A 25,162-nucleotide genomic window follows, 5' to 3' on the forward strand; every position below is an offset into this window, starting at 1 on the left:
ACCGCCATTCGCGGGCTTATGGACCTCTCCGCCCTCTACACGAGGTCCATAAGCCCGCGAATGGCTTCCTGGAAGGGTGGTGTGCAGTGGTGGGGTTGGCGGTGGTGGCGGCGATCGCGCTGGCGGTGGTGCCGCCGGTGGAGCAGCCCGGTGGGCTCGGCGAGCGCTGCATCCCGCCCGCGACCGTTGTCGAGGCGCGGCGGCCGTGGGCGCAGCACCGCCTGATGCCGGAGCGGGTGTGGCCGCTGACCAAAGGAGCTGGAGTCACCGTCGCCGTGGTGGACACGGGCGTCGACGGGGATGTGCCGCAGTTGGCCGGGCGGGTGCTCCCCGGGCGGGACGTGACATCCGGTCGTGGTGGCGCCGACGACGACTGCGTCGGCCACGGCACCTTCGTCGCGGGAATCATCGCCGCCGCGCAGGTCAACGGGATCGGGTTCGCGGGCGTGGCACCGGAGGCGACCATCCTGCCGATCCGGCAGAGCGGTGACGGCAAGGACGGCTCCGCTTCCGGGCTGGCGGCGGGGATTCGCGCCGCCGTGGATGCCGGAGCGCGGGTCATCAACGTCTCCGCCGCGGCCTTCTACACCGTGCCCGAGCTGGCCGCCGCGGTCGACTACGCCACCGCCAAGGACGTGCTCATCGTCGCCGCCGCCGCGAACGCGGCCCAGGAAGGCAATCCCAAGGCCTACCCTGCCGCCTACCCCGCGGTGGTGGCGGTCGCCGCGACCGGGGTCGACGGGGCGAGAGGCCAGTTCTCCGAGACCGGCGACTACATCTCGCTCGCCGCGCCGGGAGTCGACGTGCTCAGCGTCGGTCCACGCGGCCCTGGGCATCTCGCGGGCACCGGCACCAGCTACGCGGCTCCGTTCGTCGCGGGCACCGCCGCGCTCGTCCGCGCCTACCACCCGACGCTCACCGCGGCCCAGGTCAAGGACCGCCTCATCGCCACGGCCGACCACCCACCCCGCACCATGCCGGATCCACAGGTGGGGTGGGGCGTGGTGAACCCCTACGCCGCCGTCACCGCCGTGCTGCCCGAGACCAAGCCCCGCAACGGCCCCGTCACCATCGCCGCACCCGCACCACCGAAACCCGTCGAGCCCGCTGTCTGGATCGCGCTCGCCGCCGCGGCCGGTGTCGCGGTCGCGCTGGCGGGACTGGCCGGTGTGCGGCAACTGGCTCCGCAGGGCCGCCGCCGTGGATGGCGGCCAGGAACAACCGAGGAGACCCGTCGGTGAGCACGAGCATCATCACCCGCCCGCCGCGCCAGCCCGGCCCGGCCTTGCCCCAGGGCGAGCTCGAACTCCAAGAACCGCCCGCGCTGCCGGAGGTCGCCGCCGGTGACATGTCGGCGGTGCTGATGTACCTGCCGATGGGGCTCGGATCCGGCGCGACCGTGCTGCTGTTCGCCAGCCCCTCGGCAGGACCCATGTCCTACATCGCCTCCGGGCTGATGGCACTGTCCACTGTGGGCATGCTCTTCGGTCAGATGGGTCGTGCGACGGGGGAGCGCAAGCGGCGCCTGAAGGGCGAACGCCGCGACTACCTCCGCTACCTCACGCAGATGCGCCGCCAGGTTCGCCAGGCACTGGGCCGTCAGCGCGCCGCGGCGACGTGGGACCACCCGGATCCGACCGGTCTGTGGGCGATCGCGATGGGACCGCGGCTGTGGGAGCGCCGCCCTGGCCACACCGACTTCGGCGAGGTCCGGATCGGCCTGGGCGACCAGCGCTCCCAGGTCCGGCTCGTACCACCGCAGACGAAGCCGGTGGAGGACCTGGAACCGTTGTGCGCCAGTGCGTTGCGCCGTTTCATCCGGGCATACTCCACCGCGTCGGGAATGCCGGTGGTGCTGCACCTGCCCGGCCTGCCCAGCATCGGCGTGACCGGCCCGACCGCTGAGGTCCGTGCGGTGCTGCGCGCGATGGTGGCCCAGCTGGTCACCTTCCACTCGCCGGACGACCTGAAGATCGCGGTGCTCGTCGCGCCGGACTCCCTGCCGGACTGGGAGTGGGTGAAGTGGTTGCCGCACAACGCCCATCCGACCGCGGAGGACGCCGCCGGGCCGGTGCGGCTGGTCGCCGACGACTGCGAAGGACTCGTCGGCCTGCTCGGCACGGCGCTGCTGGACCGGCCGGGGTTCGACGCCGCTGCGCGCCCGAGCGCGGCCGAACCGTTGCTGGTGCTGATCGCCGACGGTGTCGCCGTTCCCCAGGAGTCGCGGTTCCTGCGCGGAGGTTTCCGCAACGCGGTGGTGATCGAGGCCGGTGCCCGGCACGGTCTGCGTGTGGTGGTCGGACCCGAGCGGCTGGAGCTGGTCGGAGATGCGGGAACGACTCTGCTCGGGGCGCCGGATGCGCTGACTCCTGTTGCCGCGCAACGGCTTGCGCGGCTGGTCAGCCCGCTGCGGGTGGCCGGTGCGGTGGAGGCCGCGGAACCGCTGGAGGCCGACTTCGACCTGACCCGCCTGCTGGGCATCCAGGATGCCGCGTCCTACGACGTGCGCTCGCTGTGGCAGGCCCGCGCCCGCTGGGGGAAGCTCCGGGTGCCGATCGGCCTCGGCGCGGACGGTTCCATGGTGGAACTGGACATCAAGGAGTCCGCCCAGGGCGGCATGGGGCCGCACGGAATGGTCATCGGCGCGACCGGCTCCGGCAAGAGCGAGCTGCTGCGCACCCTGGTGATCGCGCTCGCCGCGACGCACTCCTCGGAGACCCTGAACCTCGTGCTGACCGACTTCAAGGGTGGCGCGACGTTCATGGGCATGGAGGCGCTGCCGCACACCTCCGCGGTGATCACCAACCTGGCTGACGAGCTTCCCCTGGTCGACCGGATGCAGGACGCGCTGCACGGTGAGCTGATCCGACGTCAGGAGTTGTTGCGCGACAAGGGGTACAGCTCACTGGTGGAGTACGAGAAGGCGCGGGCCGGTGGCACGCTGCTCGAACCGCTGCCGACGCTGTTCATCGTGGTGGACGAGTTCAGCGAGCTGCTGGCGAGCAAGCCGGAGTTCATGGACCTGTTCGTGATGATCGGCAGGCTCGGCCGGTCCCTCGGCGTGCACCTCCTCCTGGCCTCGCAACGACTCGACGAAGGTCGCATCCACCAGTTGGAGAGCCACCTGTCCTACCGGATCGCGTTGCGGACGTTCTCCTCGATGGAGTCCCGCAGCGTGATCGGGGTGTCCGACGCCTACGAGCTGCCGTCGTCCCCCGGCAACGGTTTCCTGAAGATCGACACGCAGACCTTGGTGCGGTTCAAGGCCGGCTACGTCTCCGGCCCGCTGCCCGAGTCGGCCGGCAGCGCGCGCCCGGGCCCGAAGATCGCCCGGGAGGTCATCCGGTTCGACACCCGCTATCGTGCGCCGAGGCTGGTCCCCACCGTCGGACCGGGCACCACTGAGACGGCGCGCGAGCAGAGCGGGAAGCCGGGCAGCGTGCTGGAGACGCTGATCTCCCGCCTGCGCGGCCAGGGCCCGGCGGCCCGGCAGGTGTGGCTGCCGCCGTTGTCGGCGCCGCCGGGGCTCGACGAGCTGTTGCCCGGCCTGAGCCCGCACGGCGCGCGTGGCCTGACCGCGCCGGACTGGCCAGCCTGCGGGCGGTTGCAGGCCCCGGTGGCGTTGGTGGACCGACCGTTCGAGCAACGCCGCGACCTGCTGACCGCCGATCTCGCCGGTGCACAAGGACATGTCGGTGTCGTCGGCGCGCCGCGCGCCGGGAAGTCGACCCTGTTGCGCACGCTCGTGCTGTCGCTGGCGTTGACGCACACCGCCGAGGAGGCGCAGTTCTACTGCCTGGACTTCGGCGGCGGAGCGCTCGGCGGGCTCTCGGGCCTGCCGCACGTCGGGTCGGTGGCCGCCAGGCTGGACCGGGACCGCGTGCGCCGCACGGTCGCCGAGATGCTGGTGTTGCTGGAACAACGGGAACAACGCTTCGCCCAGCTCGGGGTGGAGTCGATGGCCGACTACCGGCTGATGCGCGCGCGGGGCGAGGTCGACGACCCCCACGGTGACGTGTTCCTGGTGATCGACGGCTGGTTCACCCTGCGCCAGGACTTCGAGGACCTGGAGGCCGGTGTCTCCGAGCTGGCATCGCGCGGCCTCGGCTACGGGGTCCACGTGGTGGTCGCGGCGACCAGGTGGTCGGAGATCCGCCCGTGGTTGCGCGACCTCCTCGGCACCCGGTTCGAGCTGCGGCTGGGCGACCCGCTTGAGTCCGAGGTCGGCAGCCGGGCGGCGGCCGGAGTGCCCGCCGTTGCCGGGCGCGGCCTCACCTCGGAGGGCCAGCACTTCCTCGCGGCGCTGCCCAGGATCGACGGCTGCGCCACCACGGACGGCCTGGCCGAGGCCAGCAAGGCGCTCGTCGCGGAGATCGCCGGGTACTGGCAGGGCCGGTCGGCGCCGCCGGTACGCCTGCTTCCGTCCACCCTGCACGTCACCGAGCTGCCCGAGCCCGACGGCGATCTCCGGGTGGCGCTCGGTGTGGACGAGCACCGGCTCCAGCCCGTGGCGCACGACTTCGCGCACACGCCGCACCTGATGGTCCTCGGCGACACCGAGAGCGGGAAGACCAACCTGCTCAAGCTCGTCGCTCACGCGGTCACCCGCCGCTACAGCCCGGCGGGCGCGCGGCTGGTGGTCGCGGACTTCCGGCGCCAGCTGCACGACGCGGTGCCCGAGGACTACCGCGTCGGGTACGCCGTCACCTCCGACGCCCTCGCCGACCTCGCGGGCAATGCGGCGGTGTCACTGCGCAAGCGGATGCCCGGCCCGGAGATCACTCCGGAACGGCTGCGCCGCCGGGACTGGTGGCAGGGGCCGCAGCTGTACCTGCTCATCGACGACTACGACCTGGCGGGCGGTGGCCACGGCGGACCGCTGGAACCGTTGCTGGACCTGCTCGCGCACGGAACCGACATCGGGCTGCACGTCGTCCTCGCCCGCTCCAGCAACGGCGGCATGCGCGCGATGATGGACCCGGTCCTCAACCGCCTGTGGGAGTTGGGAACACCGGGCCTGCTGCTGTCCTGCGCCAAGGACGAGGGCAAGTTCCTCGGCGACGCCCAGCCCCGTCAGCTGCCACCAGGTCGCGCCCAGCTCGTCACGCGCAGAGGCAGCCAGCTCGTGCACACCGCACTCGCCCCCGAATTGTCCACTGTGGATGGTGAGGATCGATGAACACCGTTGCCGCAGGCGACCTGTGCCGGCTCACGGTCGCCACGCCCAACGGCAGCGCGGATCTCGCGGTGCCGGTAGGCGTCCCCGTCGCGCTGCTGCTGCCGACGCTCGTCCGGCACGCCGACCCCGAACTGGCCCACCGCGGCCCCTGGGTGTTGCAGCGCCTGGGGGAGCCACCGCTGGACGAGAACGACACCCCCGCCGGGCTCGGGCTGCGCGACGGCGACGTCGTGCACCTGCGCCCGAGCGAGCTGGCCATGCCCGCGATGGACTTCGACGACGTTGTGGACGGGGTCGGCGCCGCGATCAGGGATCGTCCCGACCAGTGGCTGCCCGGCATGACCCGCGTGTTGTTCCTCGGCCTCGCCGGGATCGCCCTGCTCGCAGCTCTGGCCGGTCTGCTGGTTCCTGGGCCGTCGGCGTTGCGCGCGGTGCTCGCGGGCGTTGTCGCGCTGCTCCTCGTCGTCGGAGGCACCGTGTGCTCACGGGCGCTCGGCGACGGCAGGACCGGCGTCGTGCTGGGCGTCGCCGCACTGCCTTTCGCCGCTCTGGCCGCAGCGTTGGTGTTCGGCTCCGGTCACATCGGCCCCACCGTGCTGCTCGCGGGTTCGGCCGCGACCCTGGCCGCCGCGCTGGCGTGGGTCGGTGTCGGCACCGCCGTCCCGGTCTTCCTCGGAGCGACCACCGCGACGGGATGTGCCGCGCTCGCCGGGCTTCTCCTGGTGTGGCCGGGATTGTCCGGCGCACAGGCCGCGGCAGCCGTGGCCACGGTCGCCTTCGCCGTGAGCATCAGGACCCCGAACCTCGCCGCACGCATGGTGCGGCTGCGGCTGCCGCAACTGCCCACCAGCGCACAGGACCTGGACGAGGACATCGAGCCGGTCGGAGAGCGGGCAGTGCTCGACGGCGCCGCGCTGGCCGACCGGTACGTCTCGGCCCTGTTCGTCGCGGCGGGAGCGGTGTGCACCGCGAGTTTTGCCGTGCTGGTGACAGAACCGGCCTGGGCGCCGAGATGCCTCGTCGCAGTGTTGTGTGCCGCGCTGTTGTTGCGGTCGCGGGTGCTCGTCAGCGCGTGGCAGCGGCTCGCCGCGGTGCTTCCCGGCGTGCTCGGTCTCGCGCTGCTGCTGGTCGCGTTGGTCGCCGTCTCGGGCCTGGTGTGGCGAGTCGTGTTGCTGGTCGGTGCCGTCGTGGTCGCCGGTCTGTTCGTGGCGGGAGCCCGGCGGCTGCCGGGGCGGCGGCTGCTGCCGATCTGGGGTCGCGCCGCCGACCTGTCCGAGACCGTGCTGACCATCGCCGTCGTGCCGCTCGCGCTCACCGTGCTGAACGTGTTCGCGCTCGTGCGTTCGCTGGCCGGATAGGGGAGCGGGATGCAGAACAAGCGCGATCAGCTGCACGCGCACCAGTTCCTGGTCGGCAGGATGGTCGCCGCGCTGGTCAGAGGTGAGCCGGACCTCCAGGAGTCGCCGCTGCGCCGAGCCGGGTCCGGCACGGTGATCGGGGTCGTCGTCGCGCTCCTGCTCAGCGTGGGCTTCGGGCTCTACGGCCTTGTGGCGCCGGGTGGCAGCACCGCGTGGCAGCAACCGGGGACGATCATCGTCGAGCAGGAGACGGGCACCAGGTACCTTTACCTCGACGGCACGTTGCGCCCGACGCTGAACTACGCCTCCGCCAAGCTCGCCGTCACGGGTGCGGGCCGGCCGATGACGAGCGTGTCGCGCAACTCCCTGGCGGGCACGCAACACGGCAGACCTGTGGGGATCCCGGGTGCACCTGACGCGATACCCACCCCGGCGAACCTGTCCGCCGATCCGTGGCTGGTGTGCGCCACCGAGGAGGAACAACCCAACGGCAGCACCAAACCCGGAACGCTGCTGACAGTGGCCGGTGGGCCCGCGAGCACGCCCGTGCCGCACGACAACGCGGTCCTGGTCCGCAGCACGGACGGCGCGAACTACCTGGTGTGGCGGGACGAGCGGCTGCGGGTGACCGACCGCGCTGCCTTGGTGGCCCTGGGTTTCAGCAGCGCGCAGCCGCTCGTCGTCGATCCCTCCTGGCTGAACTCGTTGCGGGCGGGACCCGACCTGGTGGCCACGATGCCGGAGGGCACCGGCTCGCCGGGCCTCGCCGTCGGCGGCCAGCAGACGAGGGTCGGCCAGGTGTTCGAGGTGCGGCTCACCGGCGACCGGAAGGACTTCTACCTGATGCGCGCGGACGGACTCGCGGGGATCTCCCAGACCGAGGCGGCGCTGCTGCTCGCCAGGGCCGAGACCGCCGCCGCGTACCCGGGCGCAGCGGCCCGGCCGTTGCCGATGACCGCGGGCCAGCTCGACAAGGCGCAGTGGTCGGCGGCGAAGGCCACGGAGGGCCGGCTTCCCGCCATCCCACCGTCCTCAATGGATGATCAGCTCACCGGCGGGCGCACGCTCTGCCTCGCCATGACGTTCACCGAACGCGGGCAGCACGGCCGGTTGGTCACCGTGGACCGCGAGGCCGTCGCCACCGCCGGAGTGCGCGCGGGCGGCGACGGCAGGACGGCCGACCGGGTGCTCGTCCCGCCCGGCGGCGGCGCGCTGGTCTCCGCGCAGTCCGGCCCCGGCACGGCCACCGGCTCGACCTACCTGATCACCGATCTCGGAGTTCTGTTCCCGTTGCCCAGCAACGAGGTCGTGAACGAGCTCGGCTACAGCGGGGTGGCCCCGCTGCCCGTTCCGACCACCGTCCTGGCGTTCCTGCCGACCGGCCCGGTGCTCGATCCGGTCGCCGCGCGCAAGGAATGGGGGCCGCGATGAAGACCCTGTGGCGCCGTCGTTCCCAGGCCCCTGAGGCTCCCGGTCTCGGCGCCTCTGCCGTCGGAGCGGCGCTGGTCGTGCACCCCGGCGGCGGCCCGAGCCGTCCGACGCTCGCGCTCGCCGCCGCCCTTCCCGCTGATCCGGAACGGCTCGTGGTCGTGGTGGAGCCGCCGAGGGTGGGCGACGGCCTGTTCTGGGAGGCGCTCGCCGGGGTGCTCGCGGGCCGGGGCCCGGTGCGCCTGGTGCTGCCGGGCGCTGCGGGGGGCGCGAACCCACCGGCTCGCTGGCTCGCCGACCGGCTGGGCACCGAGGTCCTCGCCCCGGAGGGCCGGGTGGTGACGGTGCCGGGTGGCTCGGTGTTCGTGGCGGGCGGCCGGTGGCTGCGCCTGCGCCCCGGAGCCCCGCCGCTGCCCCTCGGCAGCCGGTTTCCGGTACCGCGGTGGGAGATCGGCCCTGTGCGGCCGTCACTGGGGCAGGCGTTCGTCGAGCAGATCCCCGCCGGGCTGTGGCTGCGGCCGCAACCGCCGGGTGGGCTGACCGGGCAGGTCTTCGCGTTGCCTTGCCTGCCCGACGTGCTCACTGTCGTGGTCGGCGACCCTGGTCGTCCGCCGGTGTGGGCCGAGGACGTCCGGGCGCTGCTCACCGCGATCCCCGCGGCGCTCCGTCCGGCCGTGCGGTTGGCGGGACTGGGAGACGACGGGCCGGGGCAGGACCTGGCCGATCGGCTCGGGGCCGCGGTGACGAGCTGGACCGGCCTGCCGGTCGCCTCCCGTGGCGGTGTGGACGTCGTCGCCGTGGATCGTGACGGTCGCCCGGCGTGGCGGCCGTTCGCCACCGTCCTGCGGCACTTTCCCGGCGGAGGTGAGCCGAAGGTGGTGCGCTATCGGTCACCTGCTGCCGGGCTCGTCGAACGACAGCCGGGCGTGTTCGCGTTCGCGGACGGAGTCGTCGCCGAGGTCGTCGAGTCCGGGCTGTGGGTGCGTGAGGACTCCCAACCCGGTGCCCCGCAAAAGGTTCGTGCGCTTCCGTTGGATCGGCAGTGGGCGAGGGTGACCGTCGCACCTGGGCTGGAAGACGCCGCTATCGCGCTTGTCTCCCGGTTGGACCCGCTGACCCGGGCCGGTGTGCGGTTGGTGTTCACCGACTCCGACGGCGCAGCGCGGCACTCGCCGGTCAGGCGCGACGACTGCCCGACGATCGTGCTGCCCGCCGTTGCGGTGACCGCCGCTGAAGCCGTTCCGTTGCCCCCCGCACCGGAGCCGGTGGTGGTGCGGATCGAACCGGACCACCGCAGCACTCAGGCCGAGCGCGAGTGGATGCGCCGTTCGCTCGGTGCACGCTACGACCACTACGCGAACGCGGTGCAGCGCCTGCTGGCGGAGAGGCCGGGGCTGCGCGGTGCGGGTGGCGGTCACGCAGACGCCGTGGTGGCCGATCTCGTCGCCGTTCAGGTCTTCGCCTCCGCCAAGGAGCAGCCGCTCGACGACGCGTTGCGGGCGGGCGATCTGGACAAGCTGCACCCGTATGCGGCCTGTGTCGTCTCCGGTCTGCGGAGGCTGCCCCGGTTCCGGGGGCCGGTGTGGTGCGGCGGCCTCGCCGACGGCAGTCCGCGGCGCGTCGGTGCGGAGTGCGCCGAACCGGGGTTCGTCAACGCGGTGGCCACCCCGGCGGTCGAGCTGCCCGGCGCGGAGGAGGTCGTGCTGTGGTCGGTGACCGGACGCCGGGCAGGCGACCTGTGGACCGACCCCGGGGCGGAACGTCACCGGGTGGTGTTCGCCCCCGGGAGCAGGTTCCGGGTCCTGGACGTGGTCGAACCCGCCGACGGCCATCCGCGCCGGGTGCTGCTGCGGGAGCTGGTCGCCACGGAAACCGTTGCGGCACAGGAAGAACAAGACCGAAACGCGCTCGAAGGGCTGCGGGCGGAGGTCGGCCGCAGGGACGCGGCCGAGGACCGGGCGGCGCTGGCGAACCCGGCGAGCTTCGCGAGGGCGTTCCCGGTCAGCCCGTGACGTCCAGGTCCTCGGGACGCAGGTCGGTCAGCTCGGCCACCGACACCTCGGCCAGGTCCGCCAGGCGGGTGGCCTGCCGGTCGATCATCGCCTCGAAGGTCTTGCGCGCGGTGCGCCCGTTGCCGAAGTCCGCGCCCCTGGGCAAGGCGTCGAAGTAGCCGGTGAGGGCCGCCCTGGTGTCGTCGGCGAGCAGGTAGCCGTGCTTGTCCGCGATCTGGCCGACGATCGTGACCAGCTCGGCGGAGGTGTAGTCGGCGAAGGTGATCGTGCGGGTGAACCGGGACGCCAGGCCCGGGTTGGACGAGAGGAAGCCCGACATCTGCTCGGAATACCCTGCGGCGATGACCACCAGGTCGTCGCGGTGGTCCTCCATCAGCTTCACCAGGGTGTCGATGGCCTCCTGGCCGAAGTCCGGGCCGCTGCCCGCCGTGCTCGCCGACAGCGTGTACGCCTCGTCGATGAACAGCACCCCACCCAGCGCCTTGGTCACCGCCTCGGTCGTCTTGATCGCTGTGGCGCCGACGTACTGGGCCACCAGGTCGGCCCGGGCAACCTCGACGAGATGCCCCTGCCGCAGCACACCCAGCTCGGCCAGGACGCTGCCGTAGAGACGGGCCACGGTGGTCTTGCCGGTGCCGGGCGAACCCGCGAACACCAGGTGCCTGCTCATCGGCGGCGCGGGCAGCCCCAGTTCCGTGCGCCGCCGGGCCATCTTGTTGAGGTTCACCAGCGCGGTCACGTCCTGCTTGACCCCGGCGAGCCCGGTCAGCCCGTGCAGCTCGACGAGAGCGTCCTCGGTGGCTTCGACCGTCTTCTGCGCCGGTGCGCGAACCTCGGCCGCGCGGACCGGAACCTGGTGGGACACACGGTCTCCGGTTACCGGTTCGCCGTTGACCCGGCAGTGCTCCAGCCGCAGCCGCCCACCTTCGTCAACCCGCACGCCCGCGCCACCGCAGTCCTTGACCTCCACCCGGACCAGCGCGAGCTCACCGTTCGGTTCGACCACCGCGCCGGGCTCCTCGGTTTCGGCGAGCACGCTGTCCCGCAGCGCCACGCTCCCGTCGGCGACGTGGACGCCGGGGCCGGCGGTGCGCGTGGTTCGCACCTCGCCGAAGGTCGGTGCTGCTCCTTCATCGACCCGGACTCCAGCCCCGCCGGCGTCGACGATCTCCACCTGGTCGAAGCGGCCCTGTGCGCGCCCGCCGACTCGAACGGCGTCACCACCACACCCGCTGACCAGCAGCTTGCGCAACACCGGGCGGGCCTCGGAATGGACCTCCACGGCCGGACCCCGCACATCGAGCACGTCGAGACGGTCGAACTCCGCCGTTGACCCCTCGGCCAGCACCACGCCGTGGCCGTCGCGGACGGTGGTGTGCCGGAAGTCCGGCCTGCTCGCGCCGCCGACCGCGACACCCGCTCCGCCGCAGTCGGTGATCTCGCAGTTCTCGAAGACACCGCGCGAACGGCCGCCGACGCGGATCCCACCGGCTTCGGCGCGGGTGACCCGCAACGAGGTGACCAGCGGGTCGGCGCCGTCACCGACCACCATGCCCGTGCCCGCGACGCCGGTGACCGAGCAGTCCCGCACGGTGGTCCTCGTCCTGGTGGTCAGGTGGAAACCGGCGTCGGCGCAGTCGCGCACCCGGACCCGCAGCAGTGACGGGCCGCTGTCGTCGGCGAGGGCGACCGCCGGTTTGCCCACGGCGTAGATCTCGCAGTCCTCCACCCGCCCCACGGCGTGCCCGGTGGCGTAGACGCCGTTGCCGTCGCCGTTGCGCAGCACGCTCCGCCGGACCACCAGGTTGCCGCGCTCGGCCAGGACGATGGCCGAGGTCTTCAGCTCCTCGATGACGCAGTCCTCGACCACGCCGGGGCTGCTGGAGGTGCTCATCACCCCCGCGCCGCCGGGGTTGGTCACCCGGCACTCCCGCATGGCCACCGAACCGCTTTCCCGCGCCAGCACGGCGGTCCAGCCCCGCGTGGTGATCTCGCACCCGTCGAGGGTGAGCTGTCCATTGTGGACGTCCACGGCGGGCAGGTCCCCGTCTCCGCCGTGGATGGTCAGCCCGTCGAGCTTGGCCCCAGCCGCCCCGGAGACCACGGCGCTGCCCTGCCACGAGCCGAGCGTGACCGTGCCCGGACCGCCGTGGGCGCGGATGGTGACCGTCCGGGACAGCACCAGGTTCTCCTCGTACCGGCCCGGCCACACCGTGATCAGCGCGCCCTCGGGCGCGGCGGCCACCGCGTCGCCGATCGTGCGGTAGCCGGTCTGCTGGTCGCGCGAGACCGCGAACAGGGGCGGCGTCATGCCCCGGACGATACGACCGGTCTGCCGCAGCTCATCTGCGTCTCGCATGACTCTGGACCTTCGACGGCGAAGTCCTGACTTTCGGCCACTGAGCCTTGCCTGCCGGGGAGGAAGGATCGATCTGGACGACGACCGTTGTCGTCAAGTTTCGGATCACTCGAAAGTGTTCTGCGTGGTCAAAGGCTGACTGTTGGTCCAGATTGTGCTGCCTTTCGTCCATATTTCGTGCGAGTGGGCAACTTGGGCCGGCCAACCTGCTGCAGCGGTCACCCTTGTGATTGCTTCAGGCGACCACGAGGCAGTGGATCTTTCCCAGTGACCCTCGATGGGGGCGCGATCAGGTCGTCGGAGTAGTGTCGTCGGAGTAGCAGAGACTCGCTCCGCCGGTACACGACCGGACGGCGTTGCTCGTCTCCGGCATGCTGCGGAAGGACGCCTCCGGCGAGGCACTCGCACCAACACCGGCGCATTGAGCCCGTTCAACCAGGCCGCCCTGGTCGTCCGCACACCGGCACGGGGATCAGCGCCGCTGGCCGCGAAGAGGACTGGCGACGGCCATCTCCGCACCCGACGGCTGGCCCCCCTGGACCTTTCAGGTGCGGCTCTCGCACCCGTCGAGGGTGAGCTGTCCATTGTGGACGTCCACGGCGGCCACCGAGTTCCGGCTCATCCGCGCGTGACTGTGGACCTTTGGCGGTGAAGTCTGGCCTTCCGGTCAGCGCCAGCCGAGCGGGTGGTTCCGCCGCGTCCTGACTTCGAGCACTTCAGATGCATCAGTAGGATCTCGACGACCCATTCGTTCGGCCGCAAAAAGGGTTCAGGCGTTGCTCGTAGGACGTGCTCGTGAGCTGTCGATGATCGATTCCGTGCTGACGGGTTCCACGCTCCTCAAACCCGGCAGCCTGCTGATCGAAGGACCGGCCGGGATAGGGAAGTCGGCGTTGCTGACGGCGGCCAGGAGCATGGGCAACCGAGCCGGGTACCTGGTGCTGTCGGCCTCGGCCAGTGAGGTGGAGAACGACTTCGCCTTCGGAGTGGTGCGGCAGCTGTTCGATCCCGTCGTGCTGACCAGCGAGTCGTCCCCGTTCGTCGGCCCGGCCCAGCACGCCGCCACGGTCTTCGCCGCAGACGCCCTGGGCTACCGGGACGCGGAGGCGGGTTTCGCCCGCATGCACGGTCTGTTCTGGCTGGCGGTCAACCTGGCCGCCGAGCGGCCGGTGCTGATCCTGGTCGACGACGTCCAGTGGGCCGACGCCCCGTCGCTGCGGTGGCTGGGCTACCTCCTGCGCCGGATGACCGACCTGCCGATCACAGTGGTTCTGGCGAAGCGCTCGGGGGACCGCCGGCCCAGCGGTTCCGAGCTGGAGGATGTCCTCGCGCGCTTGGCCGAACGGATCGGCCTCACCGGTTTGGACAGCGGCGCCGTGGCGGACATGGGCTCGGCCTACTTCGCCGACGCGGCCGAGCCCGGGTTCTGGGACGCCTGCCTGGCGGCGACCGGGGGGAACCCGTTCCTGCTCAAGGCGCTGTTCCGCAGCTGCGCCTCGGCGGGCATGGCGCCGGTCGCGGACTCCGGTGTGCGGATCATGAGTTTCGGGCCGCCTGAGGTCGCCTCGATCGTGCGCCGCGAGCTGCGCCGGGTCGGCTCGCTGGCGGACCGGCTGGTCACCGCGCTCGCCGTGCTCGGCGACACCACCGACCTCGACGTGCTGGCGGCGGTCGCTGACGTCGAGCCCGACCGCGCCGCCGACTTGGTCCGCGCTCTCGTCGGCGGGGGAATCCTGGTGCGTGAGCGGAACTCGGTCCGATTTGCACACTCGATCATCGGTGCGGCGCTGCTCGCCGACGGGGAGTTGGCCGAGGCAGGCGAGTCGCTGAACGCCTCCGCCGCGCGCGTGCTCGCGGAGCGGGGCGCCGCACCGGAGCGGGTCGCGGCGCACCTGCTGCGCGCCGCGCCCGTCGGGCAGCCGTGGGCGGCGCAGACCCTGAAGCAGGCGGCCGACGAGGCGCTCCGGCGCGGCGCCCCGGACAGCGCGGTGTCCTATCTGCACCGGGTGTTGCAGGAGCCGTGTTCCAACGCCGAGCGCGCCACGCTGTCGGTCGAGGTGGGGCGGGCCGAGGCCAACATCGATCTCGGCGCCGCCATCGAACACCTGCGCGCGGGGATGAGCCTGTCGTCGGAGCCGCGTGATGTCGCCGCCGTCGCGGTGGATCTGGCCCGTGCGCTCTGCGCGGCCGACCAGCAGCCCGCCGCGGTCGCCCTCCTCGACCGGGTGCGGCGCGAGCTGGCGCCGCACGAGCCGGAACTGGCCGCCCAGGTCGAGGGCGAGTGGATCGGAACCGGGCTGCTCCTGCTCTCCAGCGCGCCGGACGTGCTCGCGCACCTGAAGGCGGCCGGTGCTGACGGCGCGGCGCGCAGGCGCAGCTTCCAGGAGCTGATGCAGGCCCACAGCAGGCAGGAGACCATCGACTACGCGACCGAGACGCTGCGTGCCCTCGCGGGTGCGGGTGACGACGGCGCCTCCTCCGTCCTGTCGGGCTCGGTCGCGGCGCTGGCCGCCGCCGATGAGTTCTCCCTCGCGCTGGCGCACTGCGACGCCGCCATCGACCGAGCCCTCGCGCGCGGAGCGGTGCTCAGCTACGCCGCGCTGTGCGCGCAGCGCGCCGAGGTCCACGCCCGGATGGGCCGTATTCCCGACTGGTACAGCGACGCGCAGGTCAGCCTGGACGCCCGCGTCAAGCTCGGCCTCCCGCTGCGCAACAACCACGCTCTGGTGACCATCGGGCAGATGGTCTCGGCCCTGGTGCACCAGGCGCGGCTGGACGAGGCCGACCGGCTGCTCGGCCGCGCCGATCTACTGGGGGAGGTGCCCGAGCACCTGTTCGGCACCTGGACGCTGATCAGCAGGGCCCGGCTCAAGGCGGCCCGCGGCGACCTGCGGGCCGGTCTGGCGGACTACCTGGAATGCGGCAGGCGCCTGCTCCAGTTCGGCCTGTCGAACCCCGCCGTGGCCGCCTGGCGGTCTGAGGCCGCGCTGCTCTGGCACCGGTCCGGCGAGACCACCAAGGCGCTCGACCTCGTCGAGGAGGAGCTCGACCTCGCGCGCGCGTGGGGCGCGCCGAAACCGATCGGTGTCGCCCTGCGCGAGCTCGGCCTGATCAAGGGTGGCCCCTCCGCGCTCGCGCTGCTGGCCGAGTCGCGGGCGGTGCTCAAGGACTCGCCCTGCCGCCTGCAGTACGCGTTGTCCACCGCCGCGGTCGGTGTCGCCTTGCGGGACGCCGGGCATGTCACCGACGCGCGTGAGCAGTTCCGGTCCGCCATCGAGCTGGCCTACCACTGCGGCGCCGTCCACCTCGCCCAGGAGGTGGAGGCCGACCTCCGGGCCAGCGGCGGCCGTCCGTCGGGGCGCACGGGCGACGGCGTCGCCGCCCTGACCCCGAGCGAGCGCCGGGTCGCGGCGCTCGCCGCCCAGGGGCGGACCAACCGGCAGATCGCCGAACAGCTCTTCGTGGGACTGCGCACCGTGGAGATCCACCTGACCAATGCCTACCGGAAGCTGGCGATCTCCGGACGAGCGGACCTGCCCGAGGTGTTTGCCTGCGAGCCGACCGCCGTGCTGTGACCCGTCAGATCCGGGAACGCAGGAGCGCGGTTCGGTCGAGCAGGCCGCTGACCGTCGTTGCCGAGTCACTGGTTCCGTGAGACACAGCTCTTGGCTCGGCAGATGTGGCGCGTCTTCGGCTTCGGGCGCCGCGCCAGCGGCGAACAACAGGCCCCGCACAACGCGATGCCCGGCCATCACGACTTGACTCGCGTCCCATCGTTGTTCTTGCGGTGGCTCGGGTCGTTGTGCTGGCGCCACAAGCCGGTGCGCCCGTCCGGGGGCAAGGCCGCGTCCAGCCCGGGCAGCAAGTCTGAGGTGGCTTCGAGTCCCCCTTGCGGCAAGACGAGCGCGTGGCGACCCTGCGGAGCTTCTGGACGCGCCCGGCGGTGTCGGCGTTCCGTTCGGGGAACCAGGACATCGTCGTTGTTCTCCCGATTCCGGCGTCCTCCGCAAGACCGCGAAAGGAGAATGTTCAGGTCGGCCGGCGTCGTCAACCGAAAAGTCAGAAAATTTCGGTCTCCTCTCGATGTGGTCGAGTTGTCGCAGGATGGTGAGCATGTGAGAGGTGACCGAAATGCTGCCCGAAACATTTGAGGTCTGTGCCTTATCGGTTGGTCGGGTGTGAAGTAGCGTGTCGGCATCCCGTGCTCCACGGCTTGTTCCGTTCCGAGAGGCATGTAGGTTGAGTTGTATTACGTCTCGCGGCAACAACCATTGGCCCCATCGGGCCGGTGTGTTGACCGGCCTTGGCAGCTGTCTTCCGCTGGGGGTTGTTTCCAATGCGGAACTCGCGCTGACCGTGGATACCAGCGACGAGTGGGTTCGGACGCGAACCGGGATCTCGGCGCGGCGTCACGTATCGGAGTCGGTCGACGTCATGGACCTGGCCACAGCGGCCGGGCGCAACGCGTTGATCGCTGCGGAACTGGCCTCTGTCGACGCGCTGGTCCTCGCGACCAGCACGCCCCGCCGCCCCTGCCCGGCCGGTGCCCCTGAGATCGCTTCCCGTCTCGGGCTGGGGCCGATACCCGCTTTCGACGTCATGGCCATGTGCAGTGGCTTCCTGTACGCGCTTTCGACAGCCGCGGGTCTCATCAGCGCAGGCGTTGCCCAGAGTGTCCTGGTGGTCGCCGCCGAAACCTACAGCCGGATTCTCAACCCGGATGATCGCGCGACCGCGGTCATCTTCGGAGACGGCGCCGGTGCTGCCGTCCTGCGTCGCGGAGAACCAGACGAACCTGGTGCATTGTTGGCGATGGACCTGGGAAGCGACGGATCCCGGAGCGACTTGATCCATGTCCCGGGCAGCGGCGGCGAAGGGCCATATCTGGTCATGGAGGGCCGGAAGGTCTATCGCCAGGCCATCGAAAAGATCTCCGCGTCCTCGATGAGGGTCATCAAAGACTGCGGCTGGGCGACGGAGGACGTCGACCTGCTGGTGCCGCACCAGGCCAACGCCCGCATCGTCCAGGCTGTCGCCCAACGACTGGGAATCGCAGAGGAACGAACTGTCTGCGCTATTGCGGAAGTGGGTAACACCGCGGCCGCGTCCATTCCTCTGGCGTTGTCCACGGCGATGGGGTCCGGAGCACTGGCTCCCGGTCACCGCACCGTCCTCACGGCGTTCGGCGGCGGTCTGACCTGGGGGTCCGCCGCGCTGATCTGGCCCCGCGTCAGGTCGGTCCACTCGGAACTGTGACCCGCTGCAGGCACGTCAGTTCGATTTCAACCGAGAGAAAGCCAAGTCGATGAACGGCGATTCAGCGCGTGTCCTGCTGACGGGCGCGTCCGGCGTGATCGGATCACGCCTGCTGCCCGTACTGGCCGCACGTCACCGCGTCACCGCCCTCACGCGCCAGCGCGCCGTGCCGGAAGCGGTGCGCTGTGTCGCCGCTGACGTGCGGGTGCCAGGACTGGGCCTGGACCACGACACGTGGCGGCGACTCCGCGAGGAGACCGACATCGTCGTGCACTGCGCCGGAGTCAGCGGGTTCACCCTGAGCAACCTCGACATGTTCAAGGAGATCAACGTCTGGGGTACGAGGAACGTCCTTGACCTCGCCGCCGAGGCCGCCGTTCCGGTCGTCATGATGTCCTCGACCTCCGCGGCCCAGGACTACACCGACGACGATCCGACGTCCCGCGCGCTGCGCGCCTATGCGGACTCCAAGCGGCGTGCGGAACAGCTCGCCGCGGCGTGCCCGGAGCCGGTGGCGATGATCCGCACCGCCCTGCTGCTGGTCGGGTCGAACGACGGCGCGGCGGACCCCCGGCAGCAGTTCCCACCGGTGCTGCTGGAGGCACTGCTGCGCGGCCGGGTGCGCCGCCTGCCGGTGACCTCCGGCCACTGGTTCGACGCCATCCGGGTCGAAACGCTGGTCCGGTACACCGCTGCGGTGGTCGAAGCCATGCTGGACGTCCCCGGCGCGGTTCCCTCCCTCCACTGGGCCACTGCCGGTCCTGCGCGCTTGACGATGGCCGACGTCATGGCAGCGTGTTCGACAGTGGCCGCTGCTGCCGGGCTGCCGTTCCGCCACCCTGAGCTCCAACCGTCGGCCGAGCCCCGAAGAGGGCTGGAACGCTTGGTGCAGCTCGGTTTGTTCGCACCCGACGCCCCGCCGTTCCCCAGCACGCTCGGCAGTGTCGCGGGCGGACCTGTACCTCCTCAGCGATCCGAACTGCTCTCGGCGCTGGAGGCCAACACGAGCCTCGTCTCCCAGTGGCTGTCAGCGGCGGTGACGAGATGACCGCCGTCCTCGCCGACCACGGGCTGCTGCGAGCGTGGCGGTCCGCCGCCACGGAGTCCGGACTGGCGAAGCTCTATGACCGGCTGCGCCTGCGCGGTCCCGTCATCGCTACGCCGTGGAACTCGGTCCTGGTGACCAGTCACGCCGCCTGCCGCGATGTGCTGGCAGACACGGGTGTCTGGCGGAACCCGGACGACGAGGACTTCCGCCAACACATCGGTGACGAAGCGGCCAAGCCCGCACGGCACGGGGTGAACCAAACCCTGTTTCACCTCAACGGGGCCGACCACACCGCGCAGCGCCGCCGCCTCGCCCCCTTCTTCTCACCACGCGCGTTAGCCGCCCACACGACCACGGTGCAGGGCGTCGTCGGCACCGCGGCGGAGCGGTTCGTCGACCACGTCGCGTACACCGGCGGTGGCGACGCGATCGCCGACTTCGTCGCACCTGTGGCAGGAACGGTCATGTGCGCGCTGCTCGGTGTGTCCGAACAGGACCACGAGTTCATCACGCGGATGGCAACCGACCTGTCGTTCGTCGAGGAGCTCGCTCCTCGACCCTCACACGCCAGGCGCGCGGACGCGGCGATCACCGAACTGTTTACCTACGGCCGCAAGCTGATCCAGGATCGGGCGTACACCCCCGGACGGGGACTGATCGCCTACCTGCTCGACCACCCGGACTCCTCCGGCAGGGACGCCACCAAGGAGGTGATCACCGCCCTCGTGCTGATGATCACGGCAGGAGTGAGCACCAGCATGTCCCTGATGTCGAGCACCGTGCTGGCCCTCTGCCGAAATCCCGACGTCGGCCACGACGACACGGCGTTCGTCGACGAATGCCTGCGCTGGGACCCTCCCGCGCACATGGTCGGCAGGATCGCCACGCAGGACACGGTGCTGGCCGGGACGCCAATCGCCCGGGGCACTCTCGCGCACGTGCTGATCGGGGCCGCGAACCGCGATCCCGACGTGTTCGCCGACCCCCATGCCTTCGTCCCCGGCCGTGCCCAGTCACGATCACTGACCTTCAGCGCCGGACCGCACTACTGCCTCGGCGCGGGACTCGCGCGCCAGCAGGCTGTCCACCTGGTGGCAGCCTGGCGTCAGCAAGCAGGAGGACTGGCTGTCGAGGGACACGACCATCCACGGATGAAGGGCCCCAACTTCCGGCACCTGCTCCATCTGCCCGTCACAACTGGGCCCCGGTAAGCCCTTCTGATGCGGCTCGCCGATCTCGTACCGTGCCGCGGCGCGCGTGACGGACTCCGGGGCGGCCTCGAAAACCTGGAGCGCACACCGACGCGATGGGCGATCACAGGTTGCCGCGCTGGTGTGGTCGGACCAGCGCGGCAACCGCGCATGGACTTCGGAGAGACCGAAAACGCGGCAGACGACCACGGCTTCAGGCGTGCCCGGGAGCATGATCGTCGACGCTCTACCGTGTGGTGGCATGCCGTTTCCTGACGAGCGCACCCATGTCGAAGTGGTGGACTACCGGCCGGAGTGGCCGACGGAGTTCGGGCAGGTAGCCGAGAAAGTGCTTGTGGCCCTGGACGGCCTGGCCGTTGCCATCGACCAAGTGGGCTCGACCTCAGTGCCCGGACTGCTCGCCAAGACTGCATCGACGTGCAGGTCCGGACATCGGTGATCGACGAAGCCCGGGACGTCCGCCTGTTCGCCTGCGCTGGGTTCCGGTGCCGCCCCGAGCCATGGAACCGCACCGAGATCTCCAGCGGCGTCCCGTGCCGCAAACTCGTCTTCGCTCCGCCGGTCGGAGCCCGCTCGTGCAACGTCCACCTCCGGGTGAGCATCGGTCCCAACGCGCGTTGTGCGTTGCTATTCCGCGACTTCCTCCGTGCCGACGAGGCCACGCGGCTCGTTGAGGAGGGCGTTCAAACGCCGACTGTCGGCAAGCGTGCCGGACCCGATGGACCACGGGCCGACATCGTCCCCTCGGCCGCCACGGGCTGGTCCCTCCCCGCGCTCCCGCCTTCACCCGACATGAGTTGAACGCTCACCGACCATTCGCTTCGGGCACCGCCGACTCATAAGGTCGATAATCATGAAGGCTTCAGTGGCGAGTGAAATGAATCACTTGGGGCGATCGTGGTTCTCGACTCGTCCAACGACAGAACAACTACGCCAGGGCAGGACCCGGTCAGCCGCGAGTGGAGCGCGGCGGCGCGGCTCAGGGGAAGCGGATCAGAAGCACTCCTGCCAGGACGAAGAAGACCAGGATCACCAGGGTGCTGCCGTGGCCGCCGGTCGAGCTCGTCACCACTTGGTCCACGGCGCCTGTCAGGACCACTCCGCAGGTTGCGGTGATGGTGTGGCGGCCGGGTTCTATTCGAGTGAACTCGACGGGGGTCACGAATGCGCCGTTGGTGTCGGCGATGGCCGCGCCGACTCGGGTTCCCTTCGAGGTCAGTGTCACGGGGGAGTTCGGGGTGCAGCCTTGCCCTGTCGCCGAGAGCGGGTCTCCGGGGCGGATGGTCGGGCGGTCCAGGAGCAGGTTGCCGTCGGAGGGCGAGGTCGGCGGAGGTGGGGAGGTCGGCGTCGTCGTCGTGGTGGGCGGCGGCGGTGTGTCCACTGTGGATGGAGGTGGCGGGACGTCGGTGACAGGGGTGCTCGGTTCGGGCAGTGGCGGCCGTCGCGAGGTCACCGGCGGTGGGGGAGTGGTCGGCGGGATCGTGGTCTTCGGCGGCGGAGCCGATGTCGTGGTCGGCGTGCCGATTACCGTGAAGATGGCTCTGGCGGTCAGTTTCTGGCTGGTGCAGGTTCCCGTCACGACGTGGCCGCCGGGCTTGGCATCGGCGGGGACGGTCGCGTTCACCTGGCCGCTGGCGGGGGGAGCCGTGGTGGAGGTCAGGGGCGCGCCTTCCCATGCAAACGTCAGGACTCGGCAGGTGGGGAACCCGGACCAGGCGATGGTGAAACCGCTCCCTGCCTTGCCGGAGCTGGGTTTCAGGGCCACGGCCGGGTGCGGCTGCGCGGTTGTCGTTGGTGTCGTGGGAGTGACTATCACGAGAGCGGCTGCCAGAGCGGCGGTCAGTTGCATGGGTACCCCTGTCGCGTTGTCCCGAGAAGATCTTGGTGCGCTGTAGCATTCCCGGCAAGTCATCACCCTCGACAACGGGATGCCTTATGAGACGCGTGATCGCGGCAGGGGTTGCGCTCGGCGTGACCGTTCTTGCCGTCCTCCTCGGCGGTTCACCTGCCCATGCGGCTGAGTCGCTGCGGATCGCGGTTGCCTTTGACGGCAAGGACATCGCGGGCAATACCGTCACGATCGACCCGGGCAAGCCGGTCGAGCTGACCGTGACGGCCACCAACAGCGGGGTCGCGCCGCTGCGCGTGCGGAGCGTGCGGGTCACGGGTGTGGCGTTGGCGTTGACGTTCTTCGCTTACGACACCACTGTCCCCTTTGACGTGGCGGCCGGTGAAACCGTTACGAGAACGTTGGTCCTCGACTTCGCCGACCTGGCAGGGCAGGCGATCGGGTTGTTGCCGACCACGGTCGATGTCGTGGGGGCGCAGCGGGAGTTGCTGGCAAGTGCGAGCACTGTCAGCGACGTGCGCGGTTCACCGTGGTCGGTCTACGGGATCTTCGGCATCGCATTGCTCGTGGTGACAGCGATTGCATGGGCTACCGCGTTGCTCGCACTCGCCCGGCACAGGCTGTCGGCCAACCGATGGAGGCGAGCCGTGCGTTTCCTTCCCGCCGGGGTGGGGACCGGCCTTGTCGCCGTCGTTACGCTTTCGGTACTCAGGCTTGTTCCGCCCGAGCCCACCATCGAGATCCCGGTTGTGTTGGGTAGTGCTGTGATTGGGCTTCTCCTCGGATACCTGACGCCGCACCCGGTTCCCGCCGTGGCACCGTCGGCTTCCGACGATCCTACGGTCGGCGTGACGACCCAACGGCTGGGCGCCACGACCGAGGGCGTCGGATGACCGCCCCGCTCAGCATGATCAGGGCGCTTCCGCAGTACGCGATCGGTGGGCGGATCGGCTCGGGCGGGATGGGCGAGGTGTTCGCCGGAGTGCACCGTTCGCTCGGCCGTCACGTCGCGGTGAAGCAGCTGCCGCCGGAGGTCTCCGACCGGGCAGGGGCGAGCGAGCGGTTCGACCGCGAGGCCAGGGTGCTGGCGAGCCTGGACCACCCGCACATCGTCCCGGTCTACGACTACGTGCAGAACCTGCTGGTGATGGAGAAGCTCGACGGCGGCACGGTGTTCGACCGGATGCGGCGCGGCGGCCTGCCAGGAGAGCAGGCGTGCGCGATCACGCTGGCCATGCTGTCCGGGCTGCACGCCGCGCACCTGGCCGGTGTGCTGCACCTGGACGTCAAGCCGAAGAACCTGCTCTTCAACACCAGCGGAGTCGTGAAGGTCGCCGACTTCGGCATCGCGCAGGTGGTCAGCGAGGTGGCCACACTGGTCACGCACGGCGGGGAGGTGCTGGGCACGCCCGCCTACATCGCGCCGGAGCAGGCGATGGGCAACGCCCTCTCACCCGCCGCCGATGTCTACTCGGCGGGCACAGTGCTCTACGAGCTGCTGACCGGCGTGCTGCCGTTCGACCAGGACCGCGGTGCGCTGAGCATGATGCGGCAGCACATGTTCGCTGACCCGCAGTGGATTCGTGGTGTGCCGGAGCCGTTGGCGTCGGTGGTGATGCGCAGCCTGGCGCGTGAGCAGCACGACCGGTACCGGGAAGCGGAGTCCTTCGCCACGGACGTGGCCGCGGCTGCGACCAAGGTGTACGGCCACGGCTGGCTGGAGCGGTCGGGAGTCCCGGTTCTGCACCTCACGCCGCGAGTGGTCGCCGCTCTCTCGGGGACTGGCCAGTCCGGAGAGACGACGACGGTTGCCACGCCGGCGGTTCGTGCGGAACCGACGCTTGTCGAACTTGGGCGGCAACGGAGCGAACCCCGGCCACGGCCGCTGGTTCCCGCCTTGCTCGCGGCTGTCGCCCTGGTGGTTCTGGTTGCTGTCGCGTTGGTCGCGCCCGCCCGGCTCCCGCATCCAGAGCAGGCTGAGGTGTCGGTCAACGACGCGCAGCCAGGTCATGTGGTCACGGTCGACCTGAGCAAGTCGATCTCGGTGACCGGTGCCGGGCCGATCCAGGGTCCCGTCCACATCGACATCTCCGGTGCGACTGTCCCCTTGGGATCGGGCACGAGCAGCCGGGTCACGCAGTTCCCGGACGGTCGGTTCGCCGCCGAGGTGGACATGCCCGCCGTCGCGCGGTGGCTGGTCGGCGGCGCGATCACCGGAGAGGTTCGGGTGACGCGCCCGGGGCAGGCGGATGCCGTGCAGGAGTTCACGTTTCTCACGCAGCAGCATCCGCTCGCGTCCGCGATGGGCGCCGGGAGCCTGGTGCTGGGGCTGTTCTCGTTGGCCTATGTGGAGGCCGGGCTGCGTACCTTGCGGCGTGGGTTCCGCAGGCCGTCGGCTCGGTACACGGTGCTGCCGCTCGGCGCTGTGTTCGGGGTAGCCGTGTGGACGTTCATCTCCGTGATGAGCCAGCACGAACCATCTCTCGTGCACGGTGTGGTTTGCGCACTTGCCGGAGCAGTCGCGGCAACGTGCTCCGTGCTGGCTACCGAACGGTCCTCGCGCCCAGCGCAGCGGAAGGTCTGACGAACACGGCACACTGCCTCGATGACTCACAGTGTCGACAGCACCTGGGAACGGATCGTCGCTTGGTTGCGCACTCACACGCCCGTTTCCGCCGCACACCTCGGCCCGCCAGCGGTGGACAAGGACATCGCGGTCGTGGAGGCGCTGCTGGGTCGGTCGTTGCCCACGGACCTGCTCGCGTGGTGGCGGCACTCGTGTGGGGTGACGGGATTCGTCGGGAGCAGGGTGATTCCGCCCAGGTACGCCCCGTACATGGTCGACGAGGCCGTGGACTGTCGCGAAGGCATGCTCGAAGCCGCTTCCTGCGAGGACGACGCGGAGACCGCGGTGCTGCTCGCCGAGCCCGCTGGCTCCCCGTGCACCCCGTACTGGCTGCCGCTGTGGTTGCCCATCGCCCACGACGGAGGCGGCAACTACCTGTTCGCGGACCTGCGATCTGGCCCGTTGACCGGATGCATCATGCAGTGGGACGAGGACGAGGCCGCCGTCACGGAGCCGAGCTGGCCCAGCACAGCAGCGATGCTCGCCGAGATCGCCGACGCGCTTGAGCGCGGCACGGACATCGAGGGCTACCAGCCCGATGCCCGCGATGACGGAACCCTCGACTGGGTCTAGCGACCGTCCTGCCACGCTTGTGGTGCGCGTCCGACCCCGTACCGCGGTGTGCGCGCGAGCTGGCTGACGCGGTCGGTGTTTTCGCGTTTTGTCACCTAGTTGCGCGTAAGAGCGCTCCCATTTCGCATTTAGGTGACAAAACGCGAAAAGCGGGGGGCGGGGGCGGGGCGGGCACGGTGGCCGGGGCAAGAGTCAACGTCTCCGCCGCGCACCTCATCCAAGACCTGCCGCCGTGCGGCGGACAAGAACTCGCGCTCCGCTGG

At 70.8% G+C, this 25,162-nt stretch carries 14 protein-coding genes and 1 pseudogene; 14 read left to right on the top strand and 1 reads right to left on the bottom strand.

Annotated features, from left to right (window positions below; translation table 11 throughout):
• The first annotated feature begins 86 nt into the window (after positions 1 to 86).
• The 5 genes from mycP to ACFFQA_RS34375 are packed head-to-tail and all read left to right on the top strand — an operon-like array spanning position 87 to position 9,977.
• Positions 87 to 1,241: a type VII secretion-associated serine protease mycosin gene (gene mycP / locus ACFFQA_RS34355; protein ID WP_377861378.1), complete on the top strand. Its 1,155-nt coding sequence runs from the start codon at positions 87 to 89 to the stop codon at positions 1,239 to 1,241.
• Positions 1,238 to 5,179: a type VII secretion protein EccCa gene (gene eccCa / locus ACFFQA_RS34360; protein ID WP_377861381.1), complete on the top strand. Its 3,942-nt coding sequence runs from the start codon at positions 1,238 to 1,240 to the stop codon at positions 5,177 to 5,179. Before mycP ends, eccCa begins: the two co-directional genes overlap by 4 nt.
• Complete coding sequence (eccD, locus tag ACFFQA_RS34365) at positions 5,176 to 6,537, top strand: type VII secretion integral membrane protein EccD (RefSeq protein ID WP_377861383.1); 1,362 nt, start codon at positions 5,176 to 5,178, stop codon at positions 6,535 to 6,537. The genes eccCa and eccD overlap by 4 nt, the downstream gene beginning before the upstream one ends.
• Positions 6,538 to 6,546: 9 nt before the next feature.
• Positions 6,547 to 7,968, top strand: a complete 1,422-nt coding sequence (eccB, locus tag ACFFQA_RS34370; RefSeq protein ID WP_377861386.1) for a type VII secretion protein EccB — start codon at positions 6,547 to 6,549, stop codon at positions 7,966 to 7,968.
• Entirely contained in the window at positions 7,965 to 9,977 is a 2,013-nt protein-coding gene (locus ACFFQA_RS34375) for a hypothetical protein (RefSeq protein ID WP_377861389.1), read from the top strand. Before eccB ends, ACFFQA_RS34375 begins: the two co-directional genes overlap by 4 nt.
• Here the strand turns inward: ACFFQA_RS34375 and ACFFQA_RS34380 are convergent.
• Positions 9,967 to 12,336 (bottom strand): right-handed parallel beta-helix repeat-containing protein, encoded by a 2,370-nt coding sequence (locus ACFFQA_RS34380; RefSeq protein ID WP_377861391.1) that lies wholly within the window; start codon positions 12,334 to 12,336, stop codon positions 9,967 to 9,969. The two genes, ACFFQA_RS34375 and ACFFQA_RS34380, sit on opposite strands and share 11 nt — an antisense overlap.
• 776 nt (positions 12,337 to 13,112) lie before the next feature.
• Between ACFFQA_RS34380 and ACFFQA_RS34385 the strand changes: the two genes are divergently transcribed.
• The 9 genes and pseudogenes from ACFFQA_RS34385 to ACFFQA_RS34425 all read left to right on the top strand — a co-directional run bounded on the left by ACFFQA_RS34385 (position 13,113) and on the right by ACFFQA_RS34425 (position 24,899).
• Complete coding sequence (locus tag ACFFQA_RS34385; RefSeq protein WP_377861394.1) at positions 13,113 to 15,911, top strand: helix-turn-helix transcriptional regulator; 2,799 nt, start codon at positions 13,113 to 13,115, stop codon at positions 15,909 to 15,911.
• 715 nt (positions 15,912 to 16,626) lie between these two features.
• Positions 16,627 to 17,592 (top strand): beta-ketoacyl-ACP synthase III, encoded by a 966-nt coding sequence (locus ACFFQA_RS34390; protein ID WP_377861396.1) that lies wholly within the window; start codon positions 16,627 to 16,629, stop codon positions 17,590 to 17,592.
• 49 nt (positions 17,593 to 17,641) lie between these two features.
• Positions 17,642 to 18,640, top strand: coding sequence for an NAD-dependent epimerase/dehydratase family protein (locus tag ACFFQA_RS34395; protein ID WP_377861399.1), 999 nt, complete (start codon positions 17,642 to 17,644; stop codon positions 18,638 to 18,640).
• Positions 18,637 to 19,851, top strand: a complete 1,215-nt coding sequence (locus ACFFQA_RS34400) for a cytochrome P450 (protein ID WP_377861401.1) — start codon at positions 18,637 to 18,639, stop codon at positions 19,849 to 19,851. Before ACFFQA_RS34395 ends, ACFFQA_RS34400 begins: the two co-directional genes overlap by 4 nt.
• Positions 19,852 to 20,092: 241 nt before the next feature.
• A pseudogene (locus ACFFQA_RS34405) lies at positions 20,093 to 20,652 on the top strand (GrpB family protein).
• Positions 20,653 to 21,035: 383 nt separating this feature from the next.
• Positions 21,036 to 21,746, top strand: coding sequence for a hypothetical protein (locus tag ACFFQA_RS34410; protein WP_377861404.1), 711 nt, complete (start codon positions 21,036 to 21,038; stop codon positions 21,744 to 21,746).
• 40 nt (positions 21,747 to 21,786) lie between these two features.
• Positions 21,787 to 22,593 (top strand): hypothetical protein, encoded by an 807-nt coding sequence (locus ACFFQA_RS34415; RefSeq protein ID WP_377861406.1) that lies wholly within the window; start codon positions 21,787 to 21,789, stop codon positions 22,591 to 22,593.
• The gene (locus ACFFQA_RS34420; RefSeq protein ID WP_377861409.1) at positions 22,590 to 24,284 is read left to right on the top strand and encodes a serine/threonine-protein kinase; all 1,695 of its coding nucleotides are present in this window, start codon (positions 22,590 to 22,592) and stop codon (positions 24,282 to 24,284) included. The genes ACFFQA_RS34415 and ACFFQA_RS34420 overlap by 4 nt, the downstream gene beginning before the upstream one ends.
• Positions 24,285 to 24,305: 21 nt before the next feature.
• Positions 24,306 to 24,899, top strand: coding sequence for an SMI1/KNR4 family protein (locus ACFFQA_RS34425; protein ID WP_377861411.1), 594 nt, complete (start codon positions 24,306 to 24,308; stop codon positions 24,897 to 24,899).
• Positions 24,900 to 25,162 lie beyond the last annotated feature (263 nt).

The sequence above is a fragment of the Allokutzneria oryzae genome, assembly GCF_042429765.1.
Lineage (GTDB): Bacteria > Actinomycetota > Actinomycetes > Mycobacteriales > Pseudonocardiaceae > Allokutzneria > Allokutzneria oryzae.

Bases quoted from the DNA above. Each gene is read 5' to 3' on its own strand.
- ACFFQA_RS34375 (WP_377861389.1), top strand. From the start codon at position 7,965: ATGAAGACCCTGTGGCGCCGTCGTTCCCAGGCCCCTGAGGCTCCCGGT.
- ACFFQA_RS34400 (WP_377861401.1), top strand. From the start codon at position 18,637: ATGACCGCCGTCCTCGCCGACCACGGGCTGCTGCGAGCGTGGCGGTCC.
- eccD (WP_377861383.1), top strand. From the start codon at position 5,176: ATGAACACCGTTGCCGCAGGCGACCTGTGCCGGCTCACGGTCGCCACG.
- ACFFQA_RS34380 (WP_377861391.1), bottom strand. From the start codon at position 12,336: ATGCGAGACGCAGATGAGCTGCGGCAGACCGGTCGTATCGTCCGGGGC.
- ACFFQA_RS34425 (WP_377861411.1), top strand. From the start codon at position 24,306: ATGACTCACAGTGTCGACAGCACCTGGGAACGGATCGTCGCTTGGTTG.
- eccB (WP_377861386.1), top strand. From the start codon at position 6,547: ATGCAGAACAAGCGCGATCAGCTGCACGCGCACCAGTTCCTGGTCGGC.
- ACFFQA_RS34415 (WP_377861406.1), top strand. From the start codon at position 21,787: ATGAGACGCGTGATCGCGGCAGGGGTTGCGCTCGGCGTGACCGTTCTT.
- ACFFQA_RS34395 (WP_377861399.1), top strand. From the start codon at position 17,642: ATGAACGGCGATTCAGCGCGTGTCCTGCTGACGGGCGCGTCCGGCGTG.
- ACFFQA_RS34420 (WP_377861409.1), top strand. From the start codon at position 22,590: ATGACCGCCCCGCTCAGCATGATCAGGGCGCTTCCGCAGTACGCGATC.
- ACFFQA_RS34410 (WP_377861404.1), top strand. From the start codon at position 21,036: ATGGCCGCGCCGACTCGGGTTCCCTTCGAGGTCAGTGTCACGGGGGAG.